We start from the raw sequence: 24928 nt of genomic DNA, 5'->3' as shown, positions 1-24928 counted from the left end.
ACTGTCCTTTACGCGGAGACGGCGCCGGTCGGGCGTCGCCTGAGGAGGTGGGGGTGAGTTCAGTATGCGGTCGCGCTCCCGTTATGAATAGCAACTCTTTTCGAGCGGTATCCATTAGGATTTCCGAAGAATGAAAGGGGCCGGATGCTCGACGTGCGACGATTGCGCCTGCTGCGCGAACTCAGCATCCGCGGCACCCTCGCCGATGTCGCCGCGGCGCTCAATTTCAGCCCCTCGACGGTGTCGCAGCAGCTCTCGATCCTCGAGCAGGAAACGGGCGTCGAGCTGTTGCGCAAGGTGGGCCGCCGCGTGCAGCTCACGCCCGAGGCCGAGATGCTCGTGGCACACACGGCCGAGCTGCTCGATATTCTCGAACGCGCCGAGGGCCAGCTGCGCGGGGCCGAAGATCGCGCGAGCGGCACCGTGCGCGTTGCCGTGTTCCAGTCGGCGGCCCTGGCGCTCATGCCCGACGCGCTCAACACCATGCGCACGCAGCATCCGGATGTCCGCGTCGAGATGACGCAGCGCGAACCCGAGACGGCGCTCTCGGAAACGTGGGCGCGTGATTACGACATGGTGGTGGCCGAGCAATACCCGGCTCACGCCGCGCCGCTCTGGCCCGACCTCGACCGCCAACAGCTGACGACCGACGCCATCCGCCTGGCCGCGCCACCCGCGAGCCGCCAGCTGCACGCCGTCGACCGCATCGAGGATGCCGCCGATCTCGCCTGGGTCATGGAGCCGCACGGCACCGCGTCGCGCCACTTCGCCGAGCAGCTCTGCCGCCGCGCCGGTTTCGAGCCCGATGTGCGCTATCAGACAGCCGACCTGCAGGCCCAGATCCGCCTCATCGAGTCGGGTAACGCCGTCGCGCTCATGCCCGACCTCGTCTGGACGGGCCGCGACACGTCGTGCCGCCTCATCGACCTCGAAGCTGCCCCGCGCCGCACGATCTTCACCTCGGTGCGACACTCGGGCGCCGAACACCCGGCCACGGTCGCTTTCCGCGCGGTGCTCGCTTCGACCGCCCGCGCCCTCGCCGACGCGAATGGTGCCACCGAGCGCTCCTGATTCCATCCAAATACATGGTTTCCTCAGGTTCGGACGGTACTTTTTCCTCCGCAAGGGGAGTAATCCACCAACGGAAGCTTCGTCAGTACGGACCCATAGCCGCGTCCCGGAGCAACGGCCATCACACGCGCAACCCACGCGATGGCGGATGAGACTTTGAGTCCTATTTCGTCGACCCCTTGGAGCCTCACGTGAACGTGACCCCCACCATCTGGCTGATCACCATCGCGGTGACCATCGCCTTCTTCGTGTACGAATTCTTCGCCCACGTGCGCAAACCGCACGAGCCCTCGATCGGCGAATCCGCCCGCTGGTCCGCCTTCTACATCGGCCTGGCCCTCATCTTCGGCGTGGGCATCGGCATCTTCTCTGGCTGGAGCTTCGGCGGCGAGTACTTCGCCGGCTACCTCACCGAGAAGGCCCTGTCGATCGACAACCTCTTCGTGTTCCTGATCATCATGACGGGCTTCGCGGTGCCGAAGGCCTACCAGCAGAAGGTGCTGATGATCGGCATCATCATCGCCCTCATCCTGCGCGGCATCTTCATCGCCGTGGGCGCCGGCCTGATCGAGAACTACTCCTGGATCTTCTACATCTTCGGCGCGCTGCTGCTCTTCCTGGCCTACCGTCAGGCGTTCAGCAACCACGAGAGCGACCCCGCCAACGGCAAGATGATCTCGTTCGCGCGCCGCATCCTGCCGCTCACGAACGACTACCACCGCGACCGCATCACCGTGAAGATCGACGGCAAACGCTTCTTCACGCCCATGCTGCTGACGATCATCGCCATCGGTTTCGTCGACCTGGTGTTCGCCGTCGACTCGATCCCCGCCATCTACGGCCTCACGAGCGAGGCCTACATCGTGTTCACGGCCAACGCGTTCGCCCTCATGGGTCTGCGTCAGCTGTACTTCCTCATCGGTGGGCTGCTCGAGCGTCTCGTCTACCTGGCGCAGGGGCTGGCCGTCATCCTCGCGTTCATCGGTGTGAAGCTCGTGCTGCACGCTCTGCACGTGAACGAACTGCCCTTCATCAACGGCGGCGAGCACGTCGAGTGGGCGCCCGAGATCCCCATCTGGTTCTCGCTCGTGTTCATCGGTCTGACGATCGCCGTGGCCACCGTGCTCAGCCTGCGCAAGACGCGCGGTCAGGCCGCCCAGACGGCGAAGGTCGGGGCCCCGGATGCCGCCACCGCCCACGCCGCCGGTGCGCCGGTCGAGGGCTCGGCCAAACCGGCTCACCCCACCGAGTCCGGTGTCCAGCCGGGCACGGCGCCCGACGCGGGCGATAAGCGTTCGGTGGACGGCAACCACTAACCCCCTGCAGCACCTCGCGAAGCGCGCGGGCATCCTCGGATGTCTGCGCGCTTCTGCGTTGTCGGGCACACCGTGTCGGCGGTATCGCTCAGGCGCGCCGACCCGGCCCCGGGCTCAACGCGTCATCCTCCGCTTCGCCCGGCGATCGTCTCCCGGCTTCGTCTCGGTGCACCGCCGGCGTGTGTCATCCTGGCCAAATGACTCCGACCCCGAAGACCCTGCACCGCGCCGTGAGTACGAGGGGTGCGCGCCTTCGCGCCTCTCTCGGCGTGGTCGGCGCGGTCGGCGCGCTCAGTGTGGGGCTGGCGACACTAGCCGGGTGCGCCTCCGCGGGCCCGGTCAGCTCTGGCGACACCGCCGGGGTTTCGCAGACGTCCGCCGGGCAGTCCGACGTCGACTGGCCGGCCGGGGCGGCCGTGGATTACCAGCTCGGGGGCCCGTACGAACCCGATGCCGGGGTCGGGATCGTCGTGCGCGACAGCGCCGAGATGCCCGCGCCGGGGGTGTATTCGATCTGTTACGTCAACGGGTTCCAGACGCAGCCGGGCGCCGAGTGGCCCGACGAGTTGATCCTGCACGATGCGTCGGGGGCCGAGGTGTTCGACCCGGGGTGGCCAGATGAGCGCATCCTCGACGCTTCGACGGCGGAGAAACGTGAGGGCATCGCGCGTCAACTGACCGCGGTCGTGGGGCACTGCGCATCCGACGGCTATCAGGCGGTCGAGTTCGACAACCTCGACTCCTACACACGGTCGGATGGCGCACTCGACGTGGCCGACGCCGAAGCGCTCGCGACGCTGCTGGTCGGGCTGGCGCACGAGAACGGGCTCGCCGCCGGGCAGAAGAACACGGCGGAGCTCGGTGATCGCGGGCGCACTGAGATCGGCTTCGACTTCGCGGTGGCCGAGGAGTGCCAGCCGTACGACGAGTGCGCGGCCTACACCGACGTCTACGGCGACCGCGTGATCGACATCGAATACACGGATGACCTGGGCGGCTCGGTCGCCGAGGTGTGCGACGACCCGCAGCTGCCCGCATCCACCGTCATCCGCGATCGCGATCTTGCGCCGGCGGGCACTGAGGGCCACGAGCTGCAGCGCTGCTGAGCGGCGCGCACGGCGTCATTCTTCGTCACAGTTCGGGATTTCGAACCGGTCTCCAGGGTGGGTCCTTAGCGTGGGGGCAGTCCATCCGCATTCCGAGGAGTTTCGATGACCGATATCCGCACGCTGCCCTCCGCCGAACCGCTCAAATTCGCCTATTGGGTGCCCAACGTCTCGGGCGGCCTCGTCGTCTCGACCATCGAGCAGCGCACGTCATGGGACTACGACTACAACGTGAAGCTCGCGCAGACGGCCGAGCGCGTGGGGTTCGAATACGCGCTCAGCCAGGTGCGATACGCGTCGAGCTACGGCGCCGCGCAACAGCACGAGTCGACCAGCATGAGCCTCGCCCTGCTGCTCGCCACCGAGAAGCTCAAGGTCATCGCCGCGGTGCACCCGGGCTTCTGGGAGCCCGCCGTGCTCGCCAAGTTCATCCTCACGGCCGACCAGTTCTCGAAGGGCCGCGCGGCCGTCAACGTCGTGTCGGGATGGTTCAAGAACGAGTACACCGACCTGGGCCTGCCCTGGCTCGAGCACGACGAACGCTACCGGCGGTCCGCGGAGTTCATCGAGATGCTGCGGGGTCTCTGGACGACCGAGGAGTTCGACTTCAACGGCGACTTCTACCGCTCGCACGGTTTCAGCCTGCGGCCCGGGCCCTACCCGGTCGAGGGGCGACCGCATCCCGAGATCTTCCAGGGCGGCAACTCGACGGCGGCCCGCTTCAACGGGGGTGCCCACGCCGATTGGTACTTCTCGAACGGCAAGGACTTCGACGGTTTCACTGAGCAGTACGACGACGTCACGGCCGTCGCGCGGGCGCACGACCGCACGGTGCGCTTCGGGTTGAACGGGTTCACCATCGTGCGCGACAGCGAGGCCGAGGCCCGCGAGCAGCTGCGCGAGATCATCGCGCACGCCGACGTGAAATCGGTCGAAGCCTTCCGCGCGTCGGTGCAGCAGGCGGGTGCCTCGACGGGCGACAAGAAGGGCATGTGGGCCGACTCGTCGTTCGACGACCTCGTGCAATACAACGACGGGTTCCGCACGCGGCTCATCGGCGACGCCGAACAGGTGGCCACGCGCATCGTCGACTACAAGAAGCGCGGCGTCGACCTCATGCTGCTCGGCTTCCTGCACTTCATCGAGGAGGTCGAACAGTTCGGCGAGAAGGTTCTGCCGATCGTGCGCAGCCTCGAGGCCGATCTGCTGCGCGCGGGCGACGTCGCCGACTAGCTGGCCGACGAGCTAGGCAGAGCGCGGGGCGGGGCGACCGAGGCGCGGCGGATGACCTGGGCCGCGAGGGGCTGGGGCGTCGCCGTGCCCGCGCCCACGTCGAGCAGGCGCAGAGCCGTGGTCGCCGCCTGCACGCCCACCTCGTAGATGGGCTGCGCGATGACCGTCAGCGGCGGGTCGACGAGCGCAGCCCACTCGAAGTCATCGAACGAGATGAGCGAAAGGTCGTCGGGCACGCGCACGCCGCGTTCGCGCAGCACGAGGAGCGTGTTCATGGCGATGAGGCTGTCCGAGACGATGAGCGCCGTGGGCGGGTCGGCCCTGTCGAGCAGGCCCGTGACGACATCCCTCGTCGCCTCGAGCCCGTGGGCGTGAAACCGAATGAGGGCCGGGTCGACGCTCACCCCGCGCGCGCCGAGTGCCGCGATGATGCCGTCGAGGCGGTCGGCCACGGAGGAGTTGCCGAGGGGTAGGGCTTCGAAGCCGTCGCCGTCGGTTCCGAGGGCCGAGACGAAGGCGATGCGGCGGTGCCCCTCGTCGAGCAGCAGGGTCGTCGCGGCGTGAGCGGCGGGGGCCAGATCGACGAGCGCCGAGGCGACGGGCAGGCCGTCGATGCGGCGGTCGAGGAGCACCAGCGGGCGGCCGGATTCGTAAACATCATGTAAATGCTGTGTCACGTAGGAGGACGCGGGCGCCACGATCAGGGCGTCGACCCGCTTATCGAGGAGCACGCGGACGGCGTCGATTTCGGCATCCGTGTTCTCGGACGTGTTGATGAGGATGACGTCGTATCCGGCGGCCTTGGCGGTGTCGGAGATGCCCCGCATGGCGAGGCCGAAATAGCCGTTCTCGATATCGCCCACGATGACGCCGATGGTGTTCGATTTTCCCGTATTCATGCTGCGGGCGAGCTCGTTGGGGCGGTAGTCGAGCTCTTCGGCGGCGGCCAGCACGCGCTCGCGCACGGCATCGCTGACGGCCCCGTAATTGCCGAGCGCGCGGGATGCCGTGGCCTTGCCCACGCCGGCCTTCTTCGCCACATCGGCGACGGTGACCTCGCGGCGTCGTGCGGGTGGAACGGCCATGCGGAAACCCCTTCGATCGACAAATGCAACGCTTGACACCCACCAGGGCTGCCTGTAGCTTCTCACACACGTTGAGTCCGGACTCAATCTACGCACTGAGTCCGGACTCATCCACCAAGAAACCGCTTCACCACGCACCGCAAGCAACAACGGAGTCGCTTGACCGAACACCGGTCTCCATTCCCTCCCCCACCCAGATTGGACCTGCAGTGAAGAAACGTTCCACCGGCCGCCTCACGGCCGCCCTCGCCGCCACCGCCGCGGCCGCCCTGCTCCTCGTCGGCTGCGCATCGTCCGGGGGATCCACCACCTCGGCCGCCGACAACCCCTACGACCTCATCACCCCCGGTGAGATCCGCGTGGCGAGTGTCGGCGACATCAAGCCCTACTCGTTCACCGACGCCTCGGGCAACTTCACGGGCTTCGACATCGAACTCTTCACGGATGTCGCCAAGCGCATCGGTATCGACAAGGTCACCTTCACGGGCCAGGACTTCTCGGCCCTGCTCGCGGCCGTCGCCAACAAGCAGTACGACGTGGGGGTCGCCGCCATCGGCATCACCGACGAACGCAAGCAGACCGTCGACTTCTCGAGCGGCTACCTCGCGGGCTACCTCACCATCCTCAGCACCGAGGGCGGCATCACCTCCGAAGACGAGCTGAGCGGCAAGCGCCTCGGCGTCGTGCAGGGCACGCTGCAGGAAAGCTACGCCGTGAAGAACTTCCCCGACGCCAGCCTCGTGCGATTCCCCGACAACAACGCGGCCGTCTCGGCGCTCAACACGGGCACCATCGACGCGCACTTCCTCGACTACGAGTCGGCCAAGGCCTACATCGAGCAGTACGGGCTCGTGTCGGTCGAAGACATCCCCTCGTTCGATGCCCCGGCCGGGTTCGCCCTCGCCAAGGGCAATGACGGCCTGAAGGAAGCGCTCGACAAGGGCCTCGCCGAGGCCATGGAGGACGGCACCTGGAAGACCCTCTACGAGAAGTGGTTCCCCGGTTCGCCCATGCCCGAGCAGTACCTGCCGAAGGCCGAGCAGACCTCGTCGGCCACCCCCACCCCCGCGTCCTGACCGACGTCGTGTCGGGCGGCCGCTGCGGCTCCCCCGCCGGCCGTGGCCGCCCGACACCCTCGACATCTCCCCACCGAATCCACGTCTGAGAGACAAAAATGGACTGGCTCGACAACATCGTCCGAACCTTCTTCGACTTCGACGCCATGCTCGCGGTGCTGCCGCAGCTGCTGACCGTCGGACTCGTCAACACCCTCATCATCAGCGCCGCTGCCACCATCATCGGTGTCGTCGGCGGCATGATCCTGGCCGTCATGGGCATCTCCACATCGCGGTGGCTGCGCATCCCGGCCCGCATCTACACCGACATCTTCCGCGGGCTGCCCGCCATTCTCACGATCCTGCTCATCGGGCAGGGCTTCGCCCGGTTCAGCCAGCAGCTGTTCGGCCCATCGCCCTACCCGCTCGGCATCCTGGCCCTGGCCCTCATCGCGAGCGCCTACATCGGCGAGATCTTCCGCGCCGGCATCCAATCGGTCGACCGCGGCCAGCTCGAAGCCTGCCGCGCGCTCGGCATGAGCTACGGCCGCGCCATGCGCCTCGTCGTCGTGCCGCAGGGCATCCGCCGCGTGCTGCCCGCCCTGGTGAACCAGTTCATCGCCATCGTCAAGGATTCGAGCCTCGTCTACTTCCTCGGCCTGCTCGTGTCCGAGCGCGAACTGTTCCGCGTGGGCCAGGACGCGGCCGTCCTGACCGGCAACCTGTCGCCGCTCGTGCTCGCGGGCCTGTTCTACCTCGTCATCACGGTGCCGCTCACCCACCTCGTCAACTACTTCGACAACCGGTTCCGCGCGGGCCGCCGCAAGCCGGCACCGCCGAAGAGCGGACTCGACGAACTCGACGAGGTCACGCCGCAGAGCCCCGCCGGGCCCGGCGCCACCCCGTCATCCCCCGGAACGCCCGCCACCGGCATCCCGCCGCGTCACGAAGCGCCCGCCACCCCCTCCGTCACCCTCACCCACGGGAGCAACACGTGACCTACACCTCCCCCCTGCCCGTCGCCGACGGCACCCTGTTTCGCGGTTCGAGCCTCGAGCTCATCGATCTGACGCTCGCCTACGGCCCCATCGAGGTGCTGCGCGGCGTGAGCCTGAAGGTGCAGCCCGGCACCACGACGTGCGTCATCGGGCCCTCCGGCTCGGGCAAGTCGACCATGCTGCGCGGCATCAACCGGCTGCACGAACCGAAGTCGGGAGACGTGCGCATCGCGGGCGACAGCGCCCTGGCCGAGAAGCCCGACGCCCTGCGCCGGCGCATCGGCCTCGTCTTCCAGCACTTCAACCTGTTCCCCGACCACACGGCGCTCGAGAACGTGGCGCTCTCGCTGCAACACGTGAAGGGCATGAAGAAGGATGTGGCGCTGCGCATCGCCGCGGAACGCCTCGCCGAGGTGGGGCTCGCCGAACGCGCCGACCACCGCCCGCGCGACCTCTCGGGCGGCCAGCAGCAGCGCGTCGCCATCGCCCGCGCCCTTGCCATGGAGCCCGAGGTCATGCTCTTCGACGAGGTCACGAGCGCGCTCGACCCCGAACTCGTGAAGGGCGTGTTGAACCTCATGGCATCCCTCGGCCAGCGCGGTATGACCATGGTCGTCGTCACGCACGAGATGAAGTTCGCGCGGCGCGTGGCCGATCAGGTCGTGTTCATGGACGAGGGCAAGATCGTGGAGAAGGGCCGACCAGAGGACCTCTTCGACAACCCGCAGAGCCCGCGCCTGCAGCGCTTCCTGTCGGAGGTGCTGTGATGCCCCTGCGCGCAGCCATCTTCGGTTTCGGCACCTCGGGCCGCGTCTTCCACGGCCCGCTGCTGGCCGCCGACCCCGAGTTCGAGGTCGCGGCCATCGTCACGGCCGACGACGAACGACGAGCGGATGCCGCCACACTGCACCCGGCCGCCGAGATCCTCGCCCACGCCGACGACGTGTTCGCGCGCGCCGAGGCCCTGGCCCTCGATCTGGTCGTCATCGGCACGCCGCCCGTCACGCACGCCGAGCTCGCGCACCGCGCCATCGATGCGGGGCTCGCCGTCGTGATCGACAAACCGTTCGTGCCGACGAGCGCGGCGGCCCGCGAGGTCATCGCGCACGCCGCCGACGCGGGGGTGCCGCTCACGGTGTTCCAGAATCGGCGCCTCGACGCCGACTTCCTCACGCTGCGGCAGCTCATCGGCGACGGCCGCCTCGGCACCGTGCACCGCTTCGAATCGCGTTTCGAATGGTGGAAGCCGACACTCGCGAAGGAGTGGAAAGCCGAGACGACGGCGGCGGATGGCGGGGGCATCCTGTTCGATCTGGGCACGCACCTCATCGACCAGGCCGTGCAGCTCTTCGGCGAGGTCGTCGAGGCGTCTGCCGAGATCGATACCCGACGCCCGGGCGGGCGCGCCGACGACGACACGTTCGTGGCGCTGCAGCACCGCGGCGGCGTGCGCTCACACCTCTGGATGAGCTCGTTCGCCGCGCAGGCCGGGGCCCGTTTTCACGTGCTCGGCTCCGAGAGCGCCTACACGAAGTGGGGTCTCGACGGTCAGGAGGCGCAGCTGAAAGCGGGGCTGCTGCCGACCGCCGAGGGCTACGGGGTCGAACCCGAGACCTCTTGGGGGCTGCTCGGCATCGACGGCGGCACGTCGCCCGTGCCCGCCCACCCCGGTTCCTACCCGCTGTTCTACCGGCAGTTCGCCGACGCTTTGCTGCGCGGCGGTTCGCTGCCCGTCGACCCAAACGACTCGCTGCACGTGCTCGAACTCATCGAACGCCTGCGCGCCGACATCCAGTCTTGATCTTTTCTCATCACCAGCTCGAAGGAATCTCACTCATGACCACCTCCTCCTCGTCCCCCCGCGTCGTCGTCATCGGCGGCGGAATCCTGGGCATCTCGACCGCCACCCAGCTCGCCGCGGCGGGTGCCGCCGTCACGCTCGTCACCGAATCCACGCTCAACTCGGGCGCCTCGGGTCGATCGCTCTCGTGGCTCAACTCGGCCGGTGAGCGCAGCGCCGAATACCACGCCCTGCGCCTGGCGGGCATCGACCGCTACCGCACGCTCGTGGCACGCACGGGCGGCGTCGACGCCGGCGGCACCGCTTTCGTGCGCTTCGACGGCGGCCTCACATGGGCCGACCCGGATGCCTCCTACCGCGAGCGCCACCTGCACGAGAAGTCGATCGGCTACGACTCCCGCTGGCTCTCCCCCGAGGACGTCGCGAGCTGGACCCCCGGCGTCGACGCAACGGCCATCAACCCCGAGGGCGCCATCTTCAACCCCGGCGAGGGCTGGGTCGACCTGCCGATGCTCGGCGAGCACCTGCTGGCCGCGTTCCGCGCCGCGGGCGGCGTCGTGCGCGACGGCGTGGGCCGCACGACCGTGCAGGTGGAGGGCGGCCGGGCGACGGGCGCGCTCACGGCCTCGGGTGAGACCATCCCCGCCGACCACGTCGTGCTCGCGACGGGCCCCTGGGTGCCGCGCGCGCTCAGCGAGCTGGGCATCGAGGTCGGCGAGCAGACGCCCATCTCGCTGCTGGTCGCCACGAAACCCGTCGACGTGGCCCTCACGGCAGTGCTCAACACCCCGCGCGTGGCCGTGCGCCCGACACCGCACGGGCACCTGGTGCTCGACTCCGGATGGTCGGAGGAGGAGGTCGTCGACAACGGCGACGGCACCTACACCGTGCACGATTCGACCGTCGAGGGGCTGCTGGCCGAGGCATCCCGCGTGCTCGCCGGCTCGCCCACGCTCGAGTTGGCGCACTACGGCGTCGGCCCGAAGCCCATCCCGGCCGACGGCGACCCGCTCATCGGTGCCATCGACGAGATCGAGGGGCTGCACGCCATCTTCACGCACTCGGGCGCCACGCTCGCGCTCATCGTGGGCGAGCTCGTGGCCGACGAGATCGTGACGGGGCAGAAGAGCCCGCTGCTCACCGCTTTCGGCGCGGGTCGTTTCGCGCCCGTGGGTCGGTGACCGGGGGCTCACCCGGCCGCGCTGCGCAGAACCCGGCTGGTCCCGTCGGTGCAACGACGGGACCAGCCGGTGGCCGGCGCGCGCCGACGATCATGGCGGCCGGCGACAACGTGGTCGATTGCTATGACGCAGCGGGGCTCATGTATCCGGGCGGCAACTGTCTCAACGTGGCCGTTTTCGCGCGGCGGTTCGGGGCGCGCACGGGCTACATCGGGCGCGTCGGGGCGGATGCGGCGGGGCGACACCTGGTGGCGTCGCTCGAGAACGAGGGGGTCGACATCCGCGGAGTCGGCGTGATCGACGGCGGTGACACGGCGCACTGCGTCATCGGGCATGTCGACGGCGACCGCGTGTTCCTGTCGTCGGCCAAGGGTGTGAGCGAATTCGAGCCCACGGCCGGTGACCTCGAGTTGATCGCCGCGGCCGATGCCGTGCATGTCGGCGCAACCTCGGGGTTGGATGCCTTCATCCCCGCTTTCGGCCGCCTCACGCGGGTCTCCTACGACTTCGCCATCTTCCGCGATCCCGAGCACATCGAGCGCATTGCGCCGCACACGTTTTTGGGCACGTTCTCGGGCGGCTCGCTCGACGACGTGGATGCCGCTGCCCTCGCCGATCGCGCGCTCGATGCCGGGGCGGTCTACGCGCTCGTGACCCGCGGCGAGCGCGGCGCGTTGCTGGCGACGCGCGGCGAGCGCTGGACGACACCCGCGGCCCCCGCGACCGTCGTCGACACATTAGGGGCCGGCGACACGTTCGTCGCCAGGGTGCTGGTCGGGTTGTTGCGCGGCGACGACGTCGACGAACTGCTGGCCGCTGCCGCCCGGGCGGCAGCCTCGACGTGCGCGGCACCGGGGGCATTCGGACACGGCATCCCCATCGCCCTGTCGGCGCGGGCCGCCTCACATTTTTCTCATCCACACACCGCGTCGGCGGCATCCGCGTCGCCGACCACCCAGATAAAGGAGCACACACCGTGACGAACGGTACGTACAACCCCGAGACAGCCGTCACCGACATCCCCGACACCTACCGCTCGGCGGGCGAGCACGCGCTCTCGCTCTGGCCCGAGATCGACGCCTTCGTGAGCGGAATGCCGAGCCTTCGTCGCGTCTTCTGGGTCGGCGCCGGCGGCTCCTACGTGGGCCTGCAGGCCGCGCAGTACCAGCTCGACCGCAAGGGCCTGACCCCGTCGGTGGCCATCAACTCGGACGAGTTCTTCTTTCGCGCACCCCCGTCGGTAGGCGCCGACACGCTCGTCATCACGTTGTCGGGCACGGGCCAGACGCCCGAGACCGTTCAGGCCGCCGAGTGGGCCGTCTCGCGCGGAGCCTCCGTCGCGGCCGTCACACTGAAGGCCGACGGGCCCCTCGCCCAGGCCCTCGACACCGCGTTCGTCGCCCAATCGGGTGAGGGCAACCAGATCCTGCTGCAACTCGTGGCCCTCGCCATCCTGAAACGCGACGGCGTGGCCGTGGATGCCGAGCTCGCCGCCCTGCGCGCCCTCCCCGCCGCGCTCGAAGCCGCCGTTCACGCGTTCGAGCCGCGCGCCGCCGCGATCGCCGAGGACATGAAGGATGTGCCGGTGACCTACCTCATGGCATCCGGCCCCCTCATCGGACCGGGCAACACGTTCACGAGCTGCTTCCTGCAGGAAATGCAGTGGATGCACGCGCAGACCATCAACTCGGACGAGTTCTTCCAGGGCCCGTTCGAGGTCTTCGACAAGAACACGAAAAGCTTCCTGTTCCTCGGCGAGGACGAGACGCGGCCCATGGGCGAGCGCGTGCTGCGCTTCCTCGAGCAGTATTCGGGCGAGACCGTCGTGCTCGACGGCCGCGACCTCGAGTTGCCGGGCATCGCCGCCGACCAGCGCGCGCTCGTGGCACCCGTCGTGTTCTACAGCCTCATGTTCCGCCTCGCGGCACACTACGCGGCCACGCGCGGCTATGCGCTCGAGGGCCGTCGCTACATGTGGCAGTTCGCGTACTGACGCACGGGCCGCACGGGCCGCACGACCCGCCTCCGTCGTTCGGGGGAGCGCCGGTGATCGAAATCCGGCCACCGGTGGAGCCCGCGGCCGCCGTCTTTTCGTAGCCTGGAGGGCACAGCGACGAGACGGCGGCCGCGAGGCTGCACCGACCGAACGGAGCGGCATGACGGATGACGAGCCCGGCGTCGATGGTCGGATGTCCGCTATCGAACTGCGTGCCCTTCGCAAGGCGTTCGACGGCGTGGTCGCCGTCGACGACATCGACCTGACCGTTCCTCGCGGTTCCTTCTTCGGCCTGGTCGGCCCGAACGGCGCCGGTAAGACGACATCGCTGTCGATCCTCACGGGTCTGCTGGCACCCGACGCCGGCACCGCCCGCATCCTCGGCGTCGACGTGCACAGCGACCCGATCCCGGCCAAACGGTCGATCGGTGTCCTGTCCGACGGGGCCCAGATGTTCGACCGATTGACCGGCGAACAGCTGGTCGTGCACGCGGGCATGCTGCACGGCATCCCCCGGGCGACCGCGCGGAGCCGGGCTCGCGACCTGTTCGAGTTGCTCGAACTCACGTCGTCGGCGTCGAAACTCGTCGTCGACTATTCGGCGGGGATGCGTAAGAAGGTCGCCATCGCGGCGGCGCTCGTGCACGCGCCCCGGGTGCTGATCCTCGACGAGCCGTTCGAGTCCGTCGATCCCGTTTCGGCCGTCAACATCCGAGGCATCCTTCAGGATTTCGTCGCCGGTTCGGGCACGGTCCTCGTCTCGAGCCACTCGATGGATCTCGTGGAACGCATGTGCGACCGCGTCGCCGTCGTCGCATCCGGTCGCATCCTCGCCGTCGGCACGATCGACGAGGTCAGGGCGGGGCTCACGCTCGAGCAACGATTCGTCGACCTGGTCGGCGGCCGCACCAACACGCAGGGGCCCGCGTGGTTACGGCAATCCTGAGCGCCAAGCTCGCACTCCTCGCGAACGATCTCCGGCGTCGGCGCTCGCAACTCGTCGTCTGGGTGGTCGCCTCGTGTCTGGTGGTCGCTATGGTGATCGCGGGTTTCGCGGTCGCCGGTTCGACCGGTTCGACCGGTTCGACCGGCTCGACCGGTCTCGATGACGATTTCGCCGCGGCGGCGGGCGTGCTGGCCGGGGCTTCCCTCATCGTGACGTGGGCCCTCGGACCGGTCTTGATGTTCGGCGCCGACTCAGCGCTGACGATCGAGAAGCTGCGGGGGTATCCCCTGCGCCGCTGGCAGGTGATGGCGGGTCTCGCCCTCTCGAGCGTGCTGGGGTTGCCCGGGCTCCTGTCACTCGGCTTCGTCCTCGGCTTCGCGGCCACGTGGGCCGGCAGCGGTATCGGCACGGCCGGCGTCGCGCTCCTGGGCGGACTGCTGGGTCTGATGATCGCGGTTCTGGCACAGCGCGTCGTGCTCGACGGCCTCGCGCTCGTCGCGTCCACGCGTCGAGGCACCGAGATCGTCGGCGGCATCGTTCTCGGCGGTGTCCTGTTGGCAATCCCCGTCCTCGCCCTGTTGCCTCGGGACATGTTGAGCGGGGCGTTCGGCAGCGTCCAATCCGGGGCCACCATCGTCGCAGTCACACCCGTTGGAGCCCCCTGGGCGCTCGCCTCGAGCGTCGTCGTCGGCGATACCTCCGGCCTCCTCGTCGCCCTGGCCGTATCGGCGGGCGCCATCGCGCTGCTGACGCTGCTCTGGGCGGCGCTCGTCGGCGCGCGCATGAAGCCGAGCTCGGCACCTCCGCGCGGAACGGCCCGTCGTGGGCTCGGGTTCTTCGGCATCGTGCCCGACACCGTGCGGGGTGCCATCACCGCGCGCACGCTCACGGCCTGGCTTCGCGACCCTCGTTATTCACAAAACCTCATCTTCGCGCTGGCCCTCCCCCTCCTGGGTCTCGCCCTGGGCGCGCTCTCGGGCGAATACAGCCCCATGATCATCTATGTCGTGGTGTCGGTCCTGCTCGTCGCCGCGAGCGGATCGCTCGACGTGAGCCACGACTCGACGGCATTCGCCGCGACCATCACCTCGGCGGTTCGTGGGCGAGATGACCGGCTGGGCCGCCTGATCGCGCACGCCGTCATCACTGTGCCGGTGGCCCTCGTGGCGCTCGGGATCGCCGCCCTGCAGTTGGACCCTCTCGTCGTCCTGGCGTTCGGCGGCATCCTCTTCGCGGTGGCCGCCGGCGCGCTGGCCTGCAGCGCAGTCGTGTCGACACTCGTCGTGGTGCCCGTGGCCAAGAACGAGGAAGGCCCGAACGCCTCACGATCCGGCGCCGGGGCCCCCAGCATCCTGGTCTTCGCCGCGGCGACCGCTTCGGCCCTCGTCGTTGCCGCACCGTCGATCGTGCTGACCGTGGTCACGTCCGCCACGGGGTCGCCCATCGCGGCCGGCGGATCGGTGCTGGCCGCCGCGCTTCTGGGGGGTGCGGCGTTGATCGTCGGCGTGCGAGCGGGCGGGCGTCTCCTCGACCGACGGGCGACGCGGCTCTATGCTTCGCTCCTCCTGAACGCCTGAACGCCTGAACGTGCGAACGCCCGACGGCCTGCCCACTTCGTCGCCGCGCCCGCGCACCCGCTCAGCAACGCGCCCCTCATGAGAGCGACGGAACATCACGGCGCAGAACCCGCCGATCGGTGGAGGTCGGCCGAACCCCGCTTTCGATTAGCTGGTGCGAGGCGATAGGCGACGTTCGGAGGCGAGATGGCACGTTCGAAGGCGAAGGGTGCGCGGGCAGGCGGCGGGTCGGATGGCGTCGATGCGGCGTTTCGTCTCGTCGAACGGGTCACGGCGATCGGCGCCACGATCGGCGGCCTCGAGATGCTGCGCATCGCCTCGAGCTATCGCGACGACGGGCTGAACGCGTGGCCCATCACGAGGACGCGCTTGCGGGGCCTGACGGGCAGCCGCGGGCGAATCGTCGACCGGGCCGTGCGCTATCCGCGCGTGCTCGGTGTCGCCGCGGTCCGTGCCCTCAGCGGGGCGGCTCTCCTGCTCCCCCGCCAGGGCCGTGCAGCCCGCGCGGCCGCGCTCGGCGGGCTCGTCGGCAGCGGGGCGATGTTGCACCTGCGCTCGAACTTCGGCAACGACGGATCGGACCATTTCGCCGTCATCAACTTCGGGTCGGCCCTGATCGAGAAGGCGTTCCCCCACGACCCGCGCGCCCGTGAGGCCGCTCTCGCCTTCATCGCCGCCCAGAGCTGCCTCTCGTATTTCGTGTCGGGCGCCGTGAAGCTCCGCTCGCCGGTCTGGCGCAGCGGCGAGGCGCTGACGGGCATCCTCCGCACCAAGACCTACGGGGATGCCGCGCTCTACCGCGTCTTCCGCGACCGCCCGCGCCTCGCCCGCGCTGCCTGCTGGGCCGTCATGCTCTTCGAGGTGACGTTCCCGCTCGTCCTCATCGCGCCCCGCCCTGTAGCGACCGCCATCCTCGGCGGGGCCGTGCTCTTCCACGTCGTCAACGCCCGCTTCATGGGCCTCAATCGATTCCTCTGGTCGTTCACGGGCTCATATCCGGCTGTGGCCTATTTCGCGCGCGGCCTCAGGCGAGACGGAGCACCGACGCCCGTGCTCGTGCAGAGCGTGACGCGGGCCCTGACGGCGGTGAGCCCCCGTGGTTAGCGGACGGGTGCTCGCGGCCGCGGGCGCAGCACTGGCCGTGACAGGCGCCGTCGCCCTCTCGGCCCGACGCGGCGACAAGGCCCCACCCTGGCCGCCGCGGCCCGGGCGTCGAGTGGATGTCGCGGGCTGCGGCATCCATGTCATCGATCGCGGTTCGGGGGCCCGCGGCACGGTCGTCTTCGAGAGCGCCCTCGCGTCACCCTGCACCGAATGGGCGTGGGTGACGGAGTACCTCGGCGACGATGTGCGCAGCATCGCCTACGACCGGGCCGGTACCGGATGGAGCGACCCCATCGGCCGAGCGCCGGATGCCGAGACGACCGTCAAACGCCTGGCCGCCGTGTTGACGGAGCTCCGCGTCGACGGCCCCGTCGTCGTGGTCGGACACTCGGTCGGCGGCCTGCTCGCACGCTCCTTCGCGGCCCGGTACCCCGCCCGCGTGAGCGGTGTGGTGCTCGTCGATGCGAGTCACCCCGACCAGCTGGCGCGCTCGTCGGCCCAGCGCGATTCCGCCCCCTTGCAGGCCCACAGCCTCGCCGCCATGCGCCGGCGGGCCCGGCTCGGTCAGGTGACGCCCGAGACCGATTTCGGCGCCGTCGACCAGCTGCCGCCGCAGACGGCGGATATCACCGCCCGACTGATGCGCCGCCCCGAGCCCTGGACCGGAGCGCTCGCCGAGGTGCGCGCGTGGCACCCGGGCTGGGCCACGGCCGCACGCGACGCCCACCTGCCGAGCGATCTGCCCATCGCCGTGGTCACCGCCGGCGAACAGGTGCGCCGGGACCGGGTGCACGGCGTGCTGCAAGAAGAGCTCGCCACGCTGAGCACACGGGCTCGCCACGACACGGCCGTCGGCCTGACCCACGACGGAGTGGTCATGACCCCCGACGGAGCGACCATCGTGGCCGGCGCGGTCGAGTGGGTGCTCGCCCGGGCTGCTGGCGAGGAGGAACCGGCATGAGCGCGATCGGCACGGTCGCCCGGTGGGCGGCGTACACCTTCTTCGCGGGGTGGTACGGCCTGTCGGTCTTGCAACAGATGGAGAAGACCAAGCTGGCGCGCAAGGTCGATCCGACCTCGATGGCGATTCCCAATTGGCGCTTCTTCGCTCCGCTGCCGGCTCGGCACGATTACAACGTCCTGCACCGCGACCGCCTGCGCGACGGCACCGTGACCGAGTGGCGCGAGGAATCGCTCGCAACGCCGCGGTCGATCAGCCAGGTGCTGTGGCACCCCCGGCGCCGCGTCGAGAAGACGCTGTTCGACGTCGCCTCCGAACTGTTCCAGGTGAGCAAGGAGATCGACGACCCGCGGCGCATCCAGCTGACCGTGTCGTACCTCTCTCTGCTGAACCACATCACCAATCGGGTGCCCCACGCCGACGAAACCGAATCGATCCAGTTTCTCGTGGCCCATTCGGCGGCCCACGAGGAGCGGGTCGAGCCGCAATTGCTGTTCCTCTCGGAATGGCACGCCTTGCGCGCCGGAACCGTCGACGTGGCGGCGGCCGAACCGGCGCCGGGAACGCGGGGGTCCGACGCGGGAACCGAGAACACGGAGGCACTGCTATGAGCCAGACCATCGACGACACCACCGCGGGCGGAGCCGATCGGTCACGGTCGGGTGCCGGCCCCGGCACCGGCCCGGCCGAGAAGTACGGCGATGCCCTGGCCGATGTCTACGACCTGATGTATCCGTGGGCAGAGGGGCCCGTGATCGCCCAACGACTGGCCGGTCTCGTTCCCCCGGGGTCGCGTGCCCTCGAACTCGGGATCGGAACCGGGCGGGTGGCCATCCCGGCCGCCCGGGCCGGTCTGCGCGTCCACGGCGTCGAGGGATCGGCGAAGATGCTCGACATCCTGGCCCGCCACGACCGCGAGGGCGTGATCACGACGACGCACGGCGATTTCACCGACACCGTGGTCGAGCCGGCGGCCTTCGATCTGGTCTACGTCGTCTGCAACACGCTCTTCATGCTCACGAGCGCCGACGCGCAGATCGCCGCGCTCACGGTGGGTCGCCGACAACTCGCGCCCGGCGGCATCCTCGTCGTCGAAGCCTACGACCCGAGCCCGTTCCACACCCTGGAACGGCCGATCGTTCAGGCCAGGCATCTGGCCGCCGACACGCTCATGATCGACACCGTTTCGTGTGACCCGGTAGAGCAGTCCGTCGTCGAGATCCACACCCTGATCCGCCCCGGCACGGTCGACACCTTCGTGGAGGTCAGTAATTACCGGTGGCCGCGCGAACTCGATGCCCTCGCGCGTCTGGCGGGCCTCCGTCTCGTCACACGAGAGGGCGGATGGCAGGGCGAGCCGTTCGTGCAGGGTTCACCCCGTCACGTCTCGATCTACCGAGCTGCCGAGGAACCCGCGCCGGGGGCGCCATGAGGTTCGCGCTCGTGGCCATCGGTTCCCGGGGCGACCTCGAGCCGTTTCTCGCACTCGGGGAGGCGCTGCGCCACCGCGGCCACGCCGTGAGCGTCGCGACCCATGGCGATTCCGCAGCACTCGTGCGGGCAGCGGGTCTCGAGTACCGGCCCCTGCCCGGCAGCGCCGCGGCGTTCTTCGCCCAGCCCGAGATCGTCGACGCCATGCGGGCCCGCCCCACCATCGCCCGCCTGGCCCGCGGTGTGCGCCGCGCCGCATCCCGGGCCGACAGGCCGACACCGGCTGCGGGCGGCGAGGACGACCCCGCAGAGGTCGCGGCCCGCGCCATGCTCGTCGTCCGGCGCTATGTGGACGACGCCGTGGCCGACGCGGATGTCGCGGTGTGCGGCACCGGCATGCGTGAGAGCCTCGCAACCGCGCCCCTGGCCGTTCCGTACGCCCTGGCGTCGTGGTACCCGGCCACGCCCACGACGGCCTTTCCGGCCATGGGGATGCCGCGGCTCCCCCTCGGCGGCACCTACAACCTGCTCACCCATCGGCTCGCCGCCCGCACCGAGGACTGGCGCCTGACACCGTCGGTCGACGCCGCGCGGCGCCTCGCGGGGCTCGAACCCGGGCCGCTCACCGCGGACTCGGACCTGCCGACCCTCTACCTGCAGAGCCCCGCCGTGGTTCCTCCTCCCCCGGATTGGCCGGAGCACGTGCGGCTCACGGGAGCGTGGCACCGCCGCACGGGTCCGCCGAGCGACGACCCCGGCGAGCAGTGGTGGTCAGAGGGCGGCGCGCCGGTCGTGATTTCCTTCGGCAGCCTGTGGCCCGTCATCCCCGCGGGGTGGGCGTCGACGGTGGCGCGCGCGCTCGTCGCGGCCGGCCACCGGGTACTCGTGGTCGGCGGCCCCTCCGACATCCAGACCTCGGGAGCCCGGTGGTGTGCCTCGCTCGATTTCGGTGCGGCCCTGCCGCGCGCCTCGGTGCTCGTGCACCACGGCGGGTTCGGCACGGGTTCGAGCGCACTGCGTGCCGGCGTGCCGCAGGTCATCGTTCCCCTGTTCATCGACCACCCCTGGTGGGCTCACCGGATGCGCACGCTCGGCGTCGCACCCGCCGCCATCCCTCTGGGCGCCGCGCACACGAGCGGGCCCCGTGCGGAACACGCGGCCCGGCGCTTCGCCACCCGGGTAACCCGGGCGATCGACCGCGTCGACGAGGGGATGCGCGAGCGCGCGCGTCGCCTCGCCACCCGGGTGCGCTCGGACGGCGGCGTCGAGGCGGCCGTCGACGCGCTCGAGGCCTGGTGGCCGGCGACGACCGTCGGCACACGCCCGGCGGAGGAGGGTTCGCCATGACGACCTCGACCGGGCGACCGATCGCCGACGCCGGCAACCGCGCCCGTCCCGGCGCCCGGAACGCTGGTGAGCCCGCCGCGGCCGGTGCCGCGGCCGGACACGGTCGCTCCCGCGCCGAGCGCCGGGCCGCCCTGGGGTGGCGCATGCAGCTCGTCCGCGCCGCGATCTGGGAGGCCTCCGCGACGGGCGACGACTACACCCGTTTGCTGCTCGGCCCCGGCGACGACGAAACCGAGGCGGCCATCGTCGAGGCCATCGGGCGGCGCGGAGCGATCTCTCGCTCGGTCGCCGGAACGCTCGTCGTGTGCGACCGTTCCCTCTCGTTCGACGTCCTGGGCGACGCGCGGTTCGGACGGCGGGGCCCGGACGGCGCGCCCTCGCCGCTGCAGGTTCTCGAGCTCCCCGGTTCGGGGCTCGACGCCGACGATCCGGCGGGTGATCCGTGGCCGACCCCGGATCGTGACACCCTCGCTCGCCTGGCCGGGCGCGTCGTCACGGCCTGGCGCGCGTCGCCGCCCGTCGCCTCCCGCGACGCGGTCGCGCTCGTGCGCACCCTGGCCGTCGACGTCGTGTCGCACATCACCGGCGTCGACGCGGGTGTCCTCGCATCGGTATGGCCGCGCCTGACTCCGGCTCTCGACGCCCGCCTCTCGCCGCAACGCCTCGACGACGCGTGGGATGTCTTGCGGGCGACCTCGCATCTGCGACTGATCCTGCGCGAGGCCGGCACCGATCCGGATGCCGCGCCCCTCCGCATCGGAACGCTCCTCGTGTGGGCGAGCACCCTGGAACGCTCCCTGCTCGGCGCCCTCGGCGCGGCGGGCGCGTCGGGCGCGGCCGGTACGGCCGGCTTTGTCCCCGCCATCCGCCTCCACCCTCGCGTCGCGTCGACGGATACGATTCTCGGCGGCCTCGAGGTATCGGCGGGCGATCAGGTCGTCGTCCTCGACACGGGCTCCGCCGCCCAGGAGGACCACTCGCTCCTGCGAGCTGCCGGCGGGCCAGAGGCGGCCGCCGCCGGACTGCTCGAGGCGATCCCCGCCGCACTGGTCGACGTGTTCCGTGATCGGTCAGAGCGACCGGTCGTACACGTGGATGTCCTCGCGCAACGCTCCCCGGTCGCGCGGCGTGTGGTCGCGGCATCCGTGTCGAAGGGAACCTGACGATGAAGGTGCTGCTGACCACATTCGGGGTGAAGACCCATTTCTTCAGCATGGTGCCGCTGGCGTGGGCGCTGCGCGTGGCGGGCCACGACGTCCGCGTGGCCGTGCAGCCCGCCCTCGTCCCGGCCGTCACGAACGCCGGGTTGACAGCCGTCGCGGTGGGCAGCGACGTCGAGCTGCGTTTTCCGACCGTCGAGAGCGCCGAGCACCAACCGTTCGGCACCATCGACTTCGACCGGTTCTACGATCCGACGGTCGACACCGACGACCTCATAGGCATGTTCACGGTGCTGGTGCCCACCTACATCGCGAGCGCGAACGACCCGATGGTCGACGGCTTGGTCGATTTCGCGCGAACCTGGCGCCCGGAGCTGGTGGTCTGGGAGCCCATGACCTGGGCGGGAGCCATCGCGGCCCAGGCCTGTGGCGCCCGCCACGCCCGACTTCTGTGGGGCCCGGATGTGCTCGGCCGGGCACTGGCCACGCTCGACGAGCGTCTCGCCCCGCTCCCCGATGCACATCGCGACGACCCGCTCCGGGAATGGCTGCGGTGGACGGCGGAGCGCGCCGGGGTGAGTTACGACGCGGCTCTGAGCTGCGGCCACTGGACCATGGAGGTCGAGCCTCCGATGTTCCGCCTCGACACCGGCCTCGACACCATGACCGTCGGGTATGTGCCCTACAACGGTCCCGCCGCAGTGCCGGCCTGGATCGCGGAGTCGCGCCACGACCGCCCCCGCGTGTGCATCACGCTCGGCGTCTCGGCGCGCGAGGATCCGAAGCAGGCGGCGGTCGACATCGAGCAGACGCTCCGGGCGGTCGCCGCGCTCGACGTCGATGTGGTGGCGACCGTCAGTGCCGCGCAGCGCGACGCCCTCGGTGCCGTTCCCCGCAACGTGCGGTTGGAGGAGTTCGTCGCGCTCGATGTGCTCTTGCCCGTGTGCGATGTCGTCGTGCACCACGGAGGCGCCGGCACCTGGTCGACCGCGCTCCGCCACGGCGTGCCCCAGGTGATCCTCGGACATACCTGGGATGCGGTGCTGAAGGCCAAGATGCTCGAGCGGGAGGGTGCCGGACGCTATCTGCCTCCGACCGGGCCCGCCGCTCAGACATCCGCCGCCGTGGCGCAGCTGCTCGATTCTCCCGCCGCCCGCGAGCGCGCACTCGAGCTGCGCTCGGCATCCCGCGATCAGCCGACGCCCGCGAGCGCCGTGCGCGATATCGAACGCCGCATGGGCGTCCGCCCCTACCCGACCCCCGCGAGAGGTGAGCATGTACGGTGAAGAACTGGCCAGCGTCTACGACCAGGTCTATCTGGAGCGCGGCAAGGACTACCGGGACGAGGCCGAACTCGTCCTCGCGCTGATCGCGGCTCGCGCACCCGGGGCGCGCACCCTGCTCGACGTGGCGTGCGGAACGGGTCTGCACCTCGAATACTTCGCGGGCCGACTGGAGGCCGCCGGACTCGAGCTCTCTCCGCAGATGCTCGCCGCCGCCCGCGCGCGCCTGCCCGGGGTGCCCCTGCACCTCGGGGATATGAGGGACTTCGCTCTCGACATCCGCTTCGACGCCATCACGTGCATGTTCAGTTCCATCGGCCATATGCGCGATCCCGGTGAACTCGATCGCGCGATCGCCGCCATGGCGCGTCACCTGAACCCGGGCGGGGTGCTCGTGATCGAGCCGTGGTGGTTTCCCGAGACGTATCTGCCCGGCTACGTGAACGCGGATGTCTCGACGCGCGAGGGCCGCACGGTGGCCCGGGTATCCCATTCCTCGCGCCTCGGCACGGCCAGCATCATCGAGGTGCACTACACGGTCGCGGACGCGCGGGGCATCGACCACTTCGTCGACCACCACGAGATCACGCTCTTCGACCGGGACACGTATGAGGAGAGTTTTCGGCGCGCCGGCCTGTCGGTCGACTACCTCGCCGACGGCCCGTCGGATCGCGGCGTTTTCGTGGGCGTCCGGTCCTGAGCGCACGGATGCTGGGCGGACGGGCAGCGTGCGAACGGGTCAGCTCTCCGAGACCTCGACGAGCGTCCGGGCGACCCGCTCGGCGTCCGCCACCGACAGCTGCGGGCCGATGGGCAGGCTGAGGGTCGTGTCGGCGATGCGTTCGGCCACGGGCAGTGAGCCCCGCGCCATCCCGAGGTCGGCGAACGCCGGCGTGAGGTGCACGGGCACGGGGTAGTGGATGCCGGTCTGCACGCCGCGGCGGCGCAGGTCGGCGGCGACGGTATCGCGCCCGTCGACGAGGATCGAATAGAGGTGCCAGGACGATTCGGTGCGCGCGTTGTCTGCGGGAAGCCGCGCCCAGCCGCGGTCCTGCAGCTCCGCGAGGCGGCGCGCGTACAGGGCGGCGATCCCCTGTCGCCGGCCGTTCCAGTCGGCGAGGCGCGTGAGCTTGACGCGCAGGACGGCGGCCTGCAGCTCGTCGAGCCGCGAGTTGCGGCCGAAAACATCGTGGCGGTACTTCTCGGGCGACCCGTAATTGCGCAGCGACCGGATGCGATGGGCGAGCGCCGCATCGTCGGTCAGCACGGCGCCGCCGTCCCCCAGGGCGCCGAGATTCTTCGCCGGATAAAAGCTGTAGGTCGTGGCGTGCGCCCAGCGCCCGATCGGCTGCCCGTCGGCCGTGGCGCCGTGGGCCTGCGCCGCGTCCTCGATCACGACGAGACCGTGACGGTCGGCGACCTCGCGGATGCCGCGCACATCGGCCACGTGCCCGTGCATGTGGACCGGCACCACCGCTGTGGTGCGCGGGGTCACGGCGGAGGCCACCTCGGCCGCCGCGATGCCCAACCATGGCGTAACGGGTTCGACGGGCACGGGCACGGCACCCACCGCACGCACGGCCAACCAGGTCGCGACGAAGGTGTGCGAGGGCACGATGACCTCGTCTCCGGGCGCGACGCCGGCCGCGCGCAACGCGAATTCGATGGCGTCGTATCCGCTTCCGACGCTCACACCGTGTGCCTGCCCCGCGAAGGCCGCGAACTCGGACTCGAATGCCTCGGTCTCCTCACCCAGGAGGTAGCGACCCGACGCAACGACCCTGCTGATCGCCGCGTCGATCTCGGTCCGCAGTTCCGCGGTCGCGGCGCCGAGATCGAGGAAGGGGATCACAGAAAGGCCATGGTCACGATCTGGGCCGCGTACTCGTCGTGGAATTGGGAGAGGTCGTTGATGTAGTCGTCGGGGTTGTAGCGGTCGGACGCGAGCACGAGTGCCACGGCATCCTCGCTGAAGGCGCGCAGCTCCCGCCACACCATGCGGCCGAGGAACAGACCGACACCCGAGTCGGCCAGCAGGTACTCGGCCGTCTGTTCGCCGTCGTCGACGCTCACGGTGAAACTGCCCGCCAAGGGAACGACGATCTGGCGCAACTCACGGTGGGCATGGGCCCCGCGGACTTCGGCGCCGGGCACGCCCCGGATGACATAGGCCCGCCGCACCTCGAAATCGGGGGTGACCGTATCGTCGATGACCACGAGCGTGCCGCGCTCGTCGACGTGGCTCGGAAGTGTCACGAGCCTGTGGCCATTCGCCAT

The 24928-nt window shown here is 70.0% G+C and carries 23 protein-coding genes and 1 pseudogene; 21 read left to right on the top strand and 3 right to left on the bottom strand.

Features of this window, described 5'->3' with window-relative positions; genetic code table 11:
* The first annotated feature begins 144 nt into the window (after positions 1 to 144).
* The 4 genes from ALI44B_RS12140 (at position 145) to sfnG (ending at position 4726) form a co-directional block, all read left to right on the top strand.
* The gene (locus tag ALI44B_RS12140) at positions 145 to 1071 is read left to right on the top strand and encodes a LysR substrate-binding domain-containing protein (RefSeq protein WP_077054890.1); all 927 of its coding nucleotides are present in this window, start codon (positions 145 to 147) and stop codon (positions 1069 to 1071) included.
* A gap of 191 nt (positions 1072 to 1262) precedes the next feature.
* Positions 1263 to 2387 (top strand): TerC family protein, encoded by a 1125-nt coding sequence (locus ALI44B_RS12135; RefSeq protein WP_083709960.1) that lies wholly within the window; start codon positions 1263 to 1265, stop codon positions 2385 to 2387.
* Between the two features lie 197 nt (positions 2388 to 2584).
* On the top strand, positions 2585 to 3493 hold the full coding sequence (locus ALI44B_RS12130) for an endo alpha-1,4 polygalactosaminidase (RefSeq protein ID WP_083709958.1): 909 nt from the start codon (positions 2585 to 2587) through the stop codon (positions 3491 to 3493).
* 105 nt (positions 3494 to 3598) lie between these two features.
* Complete coding sequence (sfnG, locus tag ALI44B_RS12125) at positions 3599 to 4726, top strand: dimethylsulfone monooxygenase SfnG (RefSeq protein ID WP_077054889.1); 1128 nt, start codon at positions 3599 to 3601, stop codon at positions 4724 to 4726.
* Here sfnG and ALI44B_RS12120 read toward each other — a convergent pair.
* Positions 4723 to 5811: a LacI family DNA-binding transcriptional regulator gene (locus ALI44B_RS12120; RefSeq protein ID WP_077054888.1), complete on the bottom strand. Its 1089-nt coding sequence runs from the start codon at positions 5809 to 5811 to the stop codon at positions 4723 to 4725. The genes sfnG and ALI44B_RS12120 overlap by 4 nt on opposite strands.
* Before the next feature lie 209 nt (positions 5812 to 6020).
* Between ALI44B_RS12120 and ALI44B_RS12115 the strand changes: the two genes are divergently transcribed.
* The 17 genes and pseudogenes from ALI44B_RS12115 to ALI44B_RS12040 all read left to right on the top strand — a co-directional run bounded on the left by ALI44B_RS12115 (position 6021) and on the right by ALI44B_RS12040 (position 23351).
* The gene (locus ALI44B_RS12115; RefSeq protein ID WP_077054887.1) at positions 6021 to 6887 is read left to right on the top strand and encodes an ABC transporter substrate-binding protein; all 867 of its coding nucleotides are present in this window, start codon (positions 6021 to 6023) and stop codon (positions 6885 to 6887) included.
* Between the two features lie 98 nt (positions 6888 to 6985).
* Positions 6986 to 7765, top strand: a pseudogene (locus tag ALI44B_RS12110) (amino acid ABC transporter permease); the annotation flags it as partial.
* A 95-nt stretch (positions 7766 to 7860) separates the two neighbouring features.
* On the top strand, positions 7861 to 8631 hold the full coding sequence (locus ALI44B_RS12105) for an amino acid ABC transporter ATP-binding protein (protein WP_077054886.1): 771 nt from the start codon (positions 7861 to 7863) through the stop codon (positions 8629 to 8631).
* Positions 8631 to 9665, top strand: a complete 1035-nt coding sequence (locus ALI44B_RS12100) for a Gfo/Idh/MocA family protein (RefSeq protein ID WP_077054885.1) — start codon at positions 8631 to 8633, stop codon at positions 9663 to 9665. The genes ALI44B_RS12105 and ALI44B_RS12100 overlap by 1 nt, the downstream gene beginning before the upstream one ends.
* Before the next feature lie 35 nt (positions 9666 to 9700).
* Complete coding sequence (locus ALI44B_RS12095) at positions 9701 to 10846, top strand: NAD(P)/FAD-dependent oxidoreductase (RefSeq protein ID WP_077054884.1); 1146 nt, start codon at positions 9701 to 9703, stop codon at positions 10844 to 10846.
* Positions 10843 to 11826: a PfkB family carbohydrate kinase gene (locus ALI44B_RS12090; protein WP_143459225.1), complete on the top strand. Its 984-nt coding sequence runs from the start codon at positions 10843 to 10845 to the stop codon at positions 11824 to 11826. Before ALI44B_RS12095 ends, ALI44B_RS12090 begins: the two co-directional genes overlap by 4 nt.
* Positions 11823 to 12839, top strand: coding sequence for an SIS domain-containing protein (locus tag ALI44B_RS12085; RefSeq protein WP_083709955.1), 1017 nt, complete (start codon positions 11823 to 11825; stop codon positions 12837 to 12839). Before ALI44B_RS12090 ends, ALI44B_RS12085 begins: the two co-directional genes overlap by 4 nt.
* A gap of 163 nt (positions 12840 to 13002) precedes the next feature.
* Complete coding sequence (locus ALI44B_RS12080) at positions 13003 to 13788, top strand: ABC transporter ATP-binding protein (RefSeq protein ID WP_238592195.1); 786 nt, start codon at positions 13003 to 13005, stop codon at positions 13786 to 13788.
* Positions 13770 to 15365 (top strand): hypothetical protein, encoded by a 1596-nt coding sequence (locus tag ALI44B_RS12075; protein ID WP_143459223.1) that lies wholly within the window; start codon positions 13770 to 13772, stop codon positions 15363 to 15365. Before ALI44B_RS12080 ends, ALI44B_RS12075 begins: the two co-directional genes overlap by 19 nt.
* A 186-nt stretch (positions 15366 to 15551) precedes the next feature.
* The gene (locus ALI44B_RS15600; RefSeq protein WP_179100261.1) at positions 15552 to 16469 is read left to right on the top strand and encodes an HTTM domain-containing protein; all 918 of its coding nucleotides are present in this window, start codon (positions 15552 to 15554) and stop codon (positions 16467 to 16469) included.
* Positions 16462 to 17430, top strand: coding sequence for an alpha/beta fold hydrolase (locus ALI44B_RS15595; protein ID WP_083709954.1), 969 nt, complete (start codon positions 16462 to 16464; stop codon positions 17428 to 17430). Before ALI44B_RS15600 ends, ALI44B_RS15595 begins: the two co-directional genes overlap by 8 nt.
* On the top strand, positions 17427 to 18041 hold the full coding sequence (locus ALI44B_RS12065) for a hypothetical protein (protein WP_077054881.1): 615 nt from the start codon (positions 17427 to 17429) through the stop codon (positions 18039 to 18041). Before ALI44B_RS15595 ends, ALI44B_RS12065 begins: the two co-directional genes overlap by 4 nt.
* Positions 18038 to 18862: a class I SAM-dependent methyltransferase gene (locus tag ALI44B_RS12060; RefSeq protein WP_083709952.1), complete on the top strand. Its 825-nt coding sequence runs from the start codon at positions 18038 to 18040 to the stop codon at positions 18860 to 18862. The genes ALI44B_RS12065 and ALI44B_RS12060 overlap by 4 nt, the downstream gene beginning before the upstream one ends.
* Positions 18863 to 18873: 11 nt before the next feature.
* Entirely contained in the window at positions 18874 to 20208 is a 1335-nt protein-coding gene (locus ALI44B_RS12055; protein ID WP_179100260.1) for a glycosyltransferase, read from the top strand.
* A complete protein-coding gene (locus ALI44B_RS12050) occupies positions 20205 to 21371 on the top strand; it encodes a hypothetical protein (RefSeq protein WP_077054879.1) in 1167 nt (388 codons plus the stop codon). Before ALI44B_RS12055 ends, ALI44B_RS12050 begins: the two co-directional genes overlap by 4 nt.
* A gap of 2 nt (positions 21372 to 21373) precedes the next feature.
* Entirely contained in the window at positions 21374 to 22654 is a 1281-nt protein-coding gene (locus tag ALI44B_RS12045; protein WP_077054878.1) for an activator-dependent family glycosyltransferase, read from the top strand.
* A complete protein-coding gene (locus ALI44B_RS12040) occupies positions 22644 to 23351 on the top strand; it encodes a class I SAM-dependent methyltransferase (RefSeq protein WP_077054877.1) in 708 nt (235 codons plus the stop codon). The genes ALI44B_RS12045 and ALI44B_RS12040 overlap by 11 nt, the downstream gene beginning before the upstream one ends.
* Before the next feature lie 39 nt (positions 23352 to 23390).
* Here the strand turns inward: ALI44B_RS12040 and ALI44B_RS12035 are convergent, their stop codons facing one another.
* Both ALI44B_RS12035 and ALI44B_RS12030 read right to left on the bottom strand, forming a co-directional pair.
* Positions 23391 to 24503, bottom strand: a complete 1113-nt coding sequence (locus ALI44B_RS12035; protein WP_077054876.1) for a DegT/DnrJ/EryC1/StrS family aminotransferase — start codon at positions 24501 to 24503, stop codon at positions 23391 to 23393.
* Positions 24500 to 24928 (bottom strand): sugar 3,4-ketoisomerase, encoded by a 429-nt coding sequence (locus tag ALI44B_RS12030; RefSeq protein ID WP_077054875.1) that lies wholly within the window; start codon positions 24926 to 24928, stop codon positions 24500 to 24502. Before ALI44B_RS12030 ends, ALI44B_RS12035 begins: the two co-directional genes overlap by 4 nt.

Source organism: Leifsonia sp. ALI-44-B (assembly GCF_001984125.1).
Lineage (GTDB): Bacteria > Actinomycetota > Actinomycetes > Actinomycetales > Microbacteriaceae > Okibacterium.
Note: the sequence above shows the minus strand (reverse complement) of the source record. Positions and strands in the feature narration are given on the sequence as shown.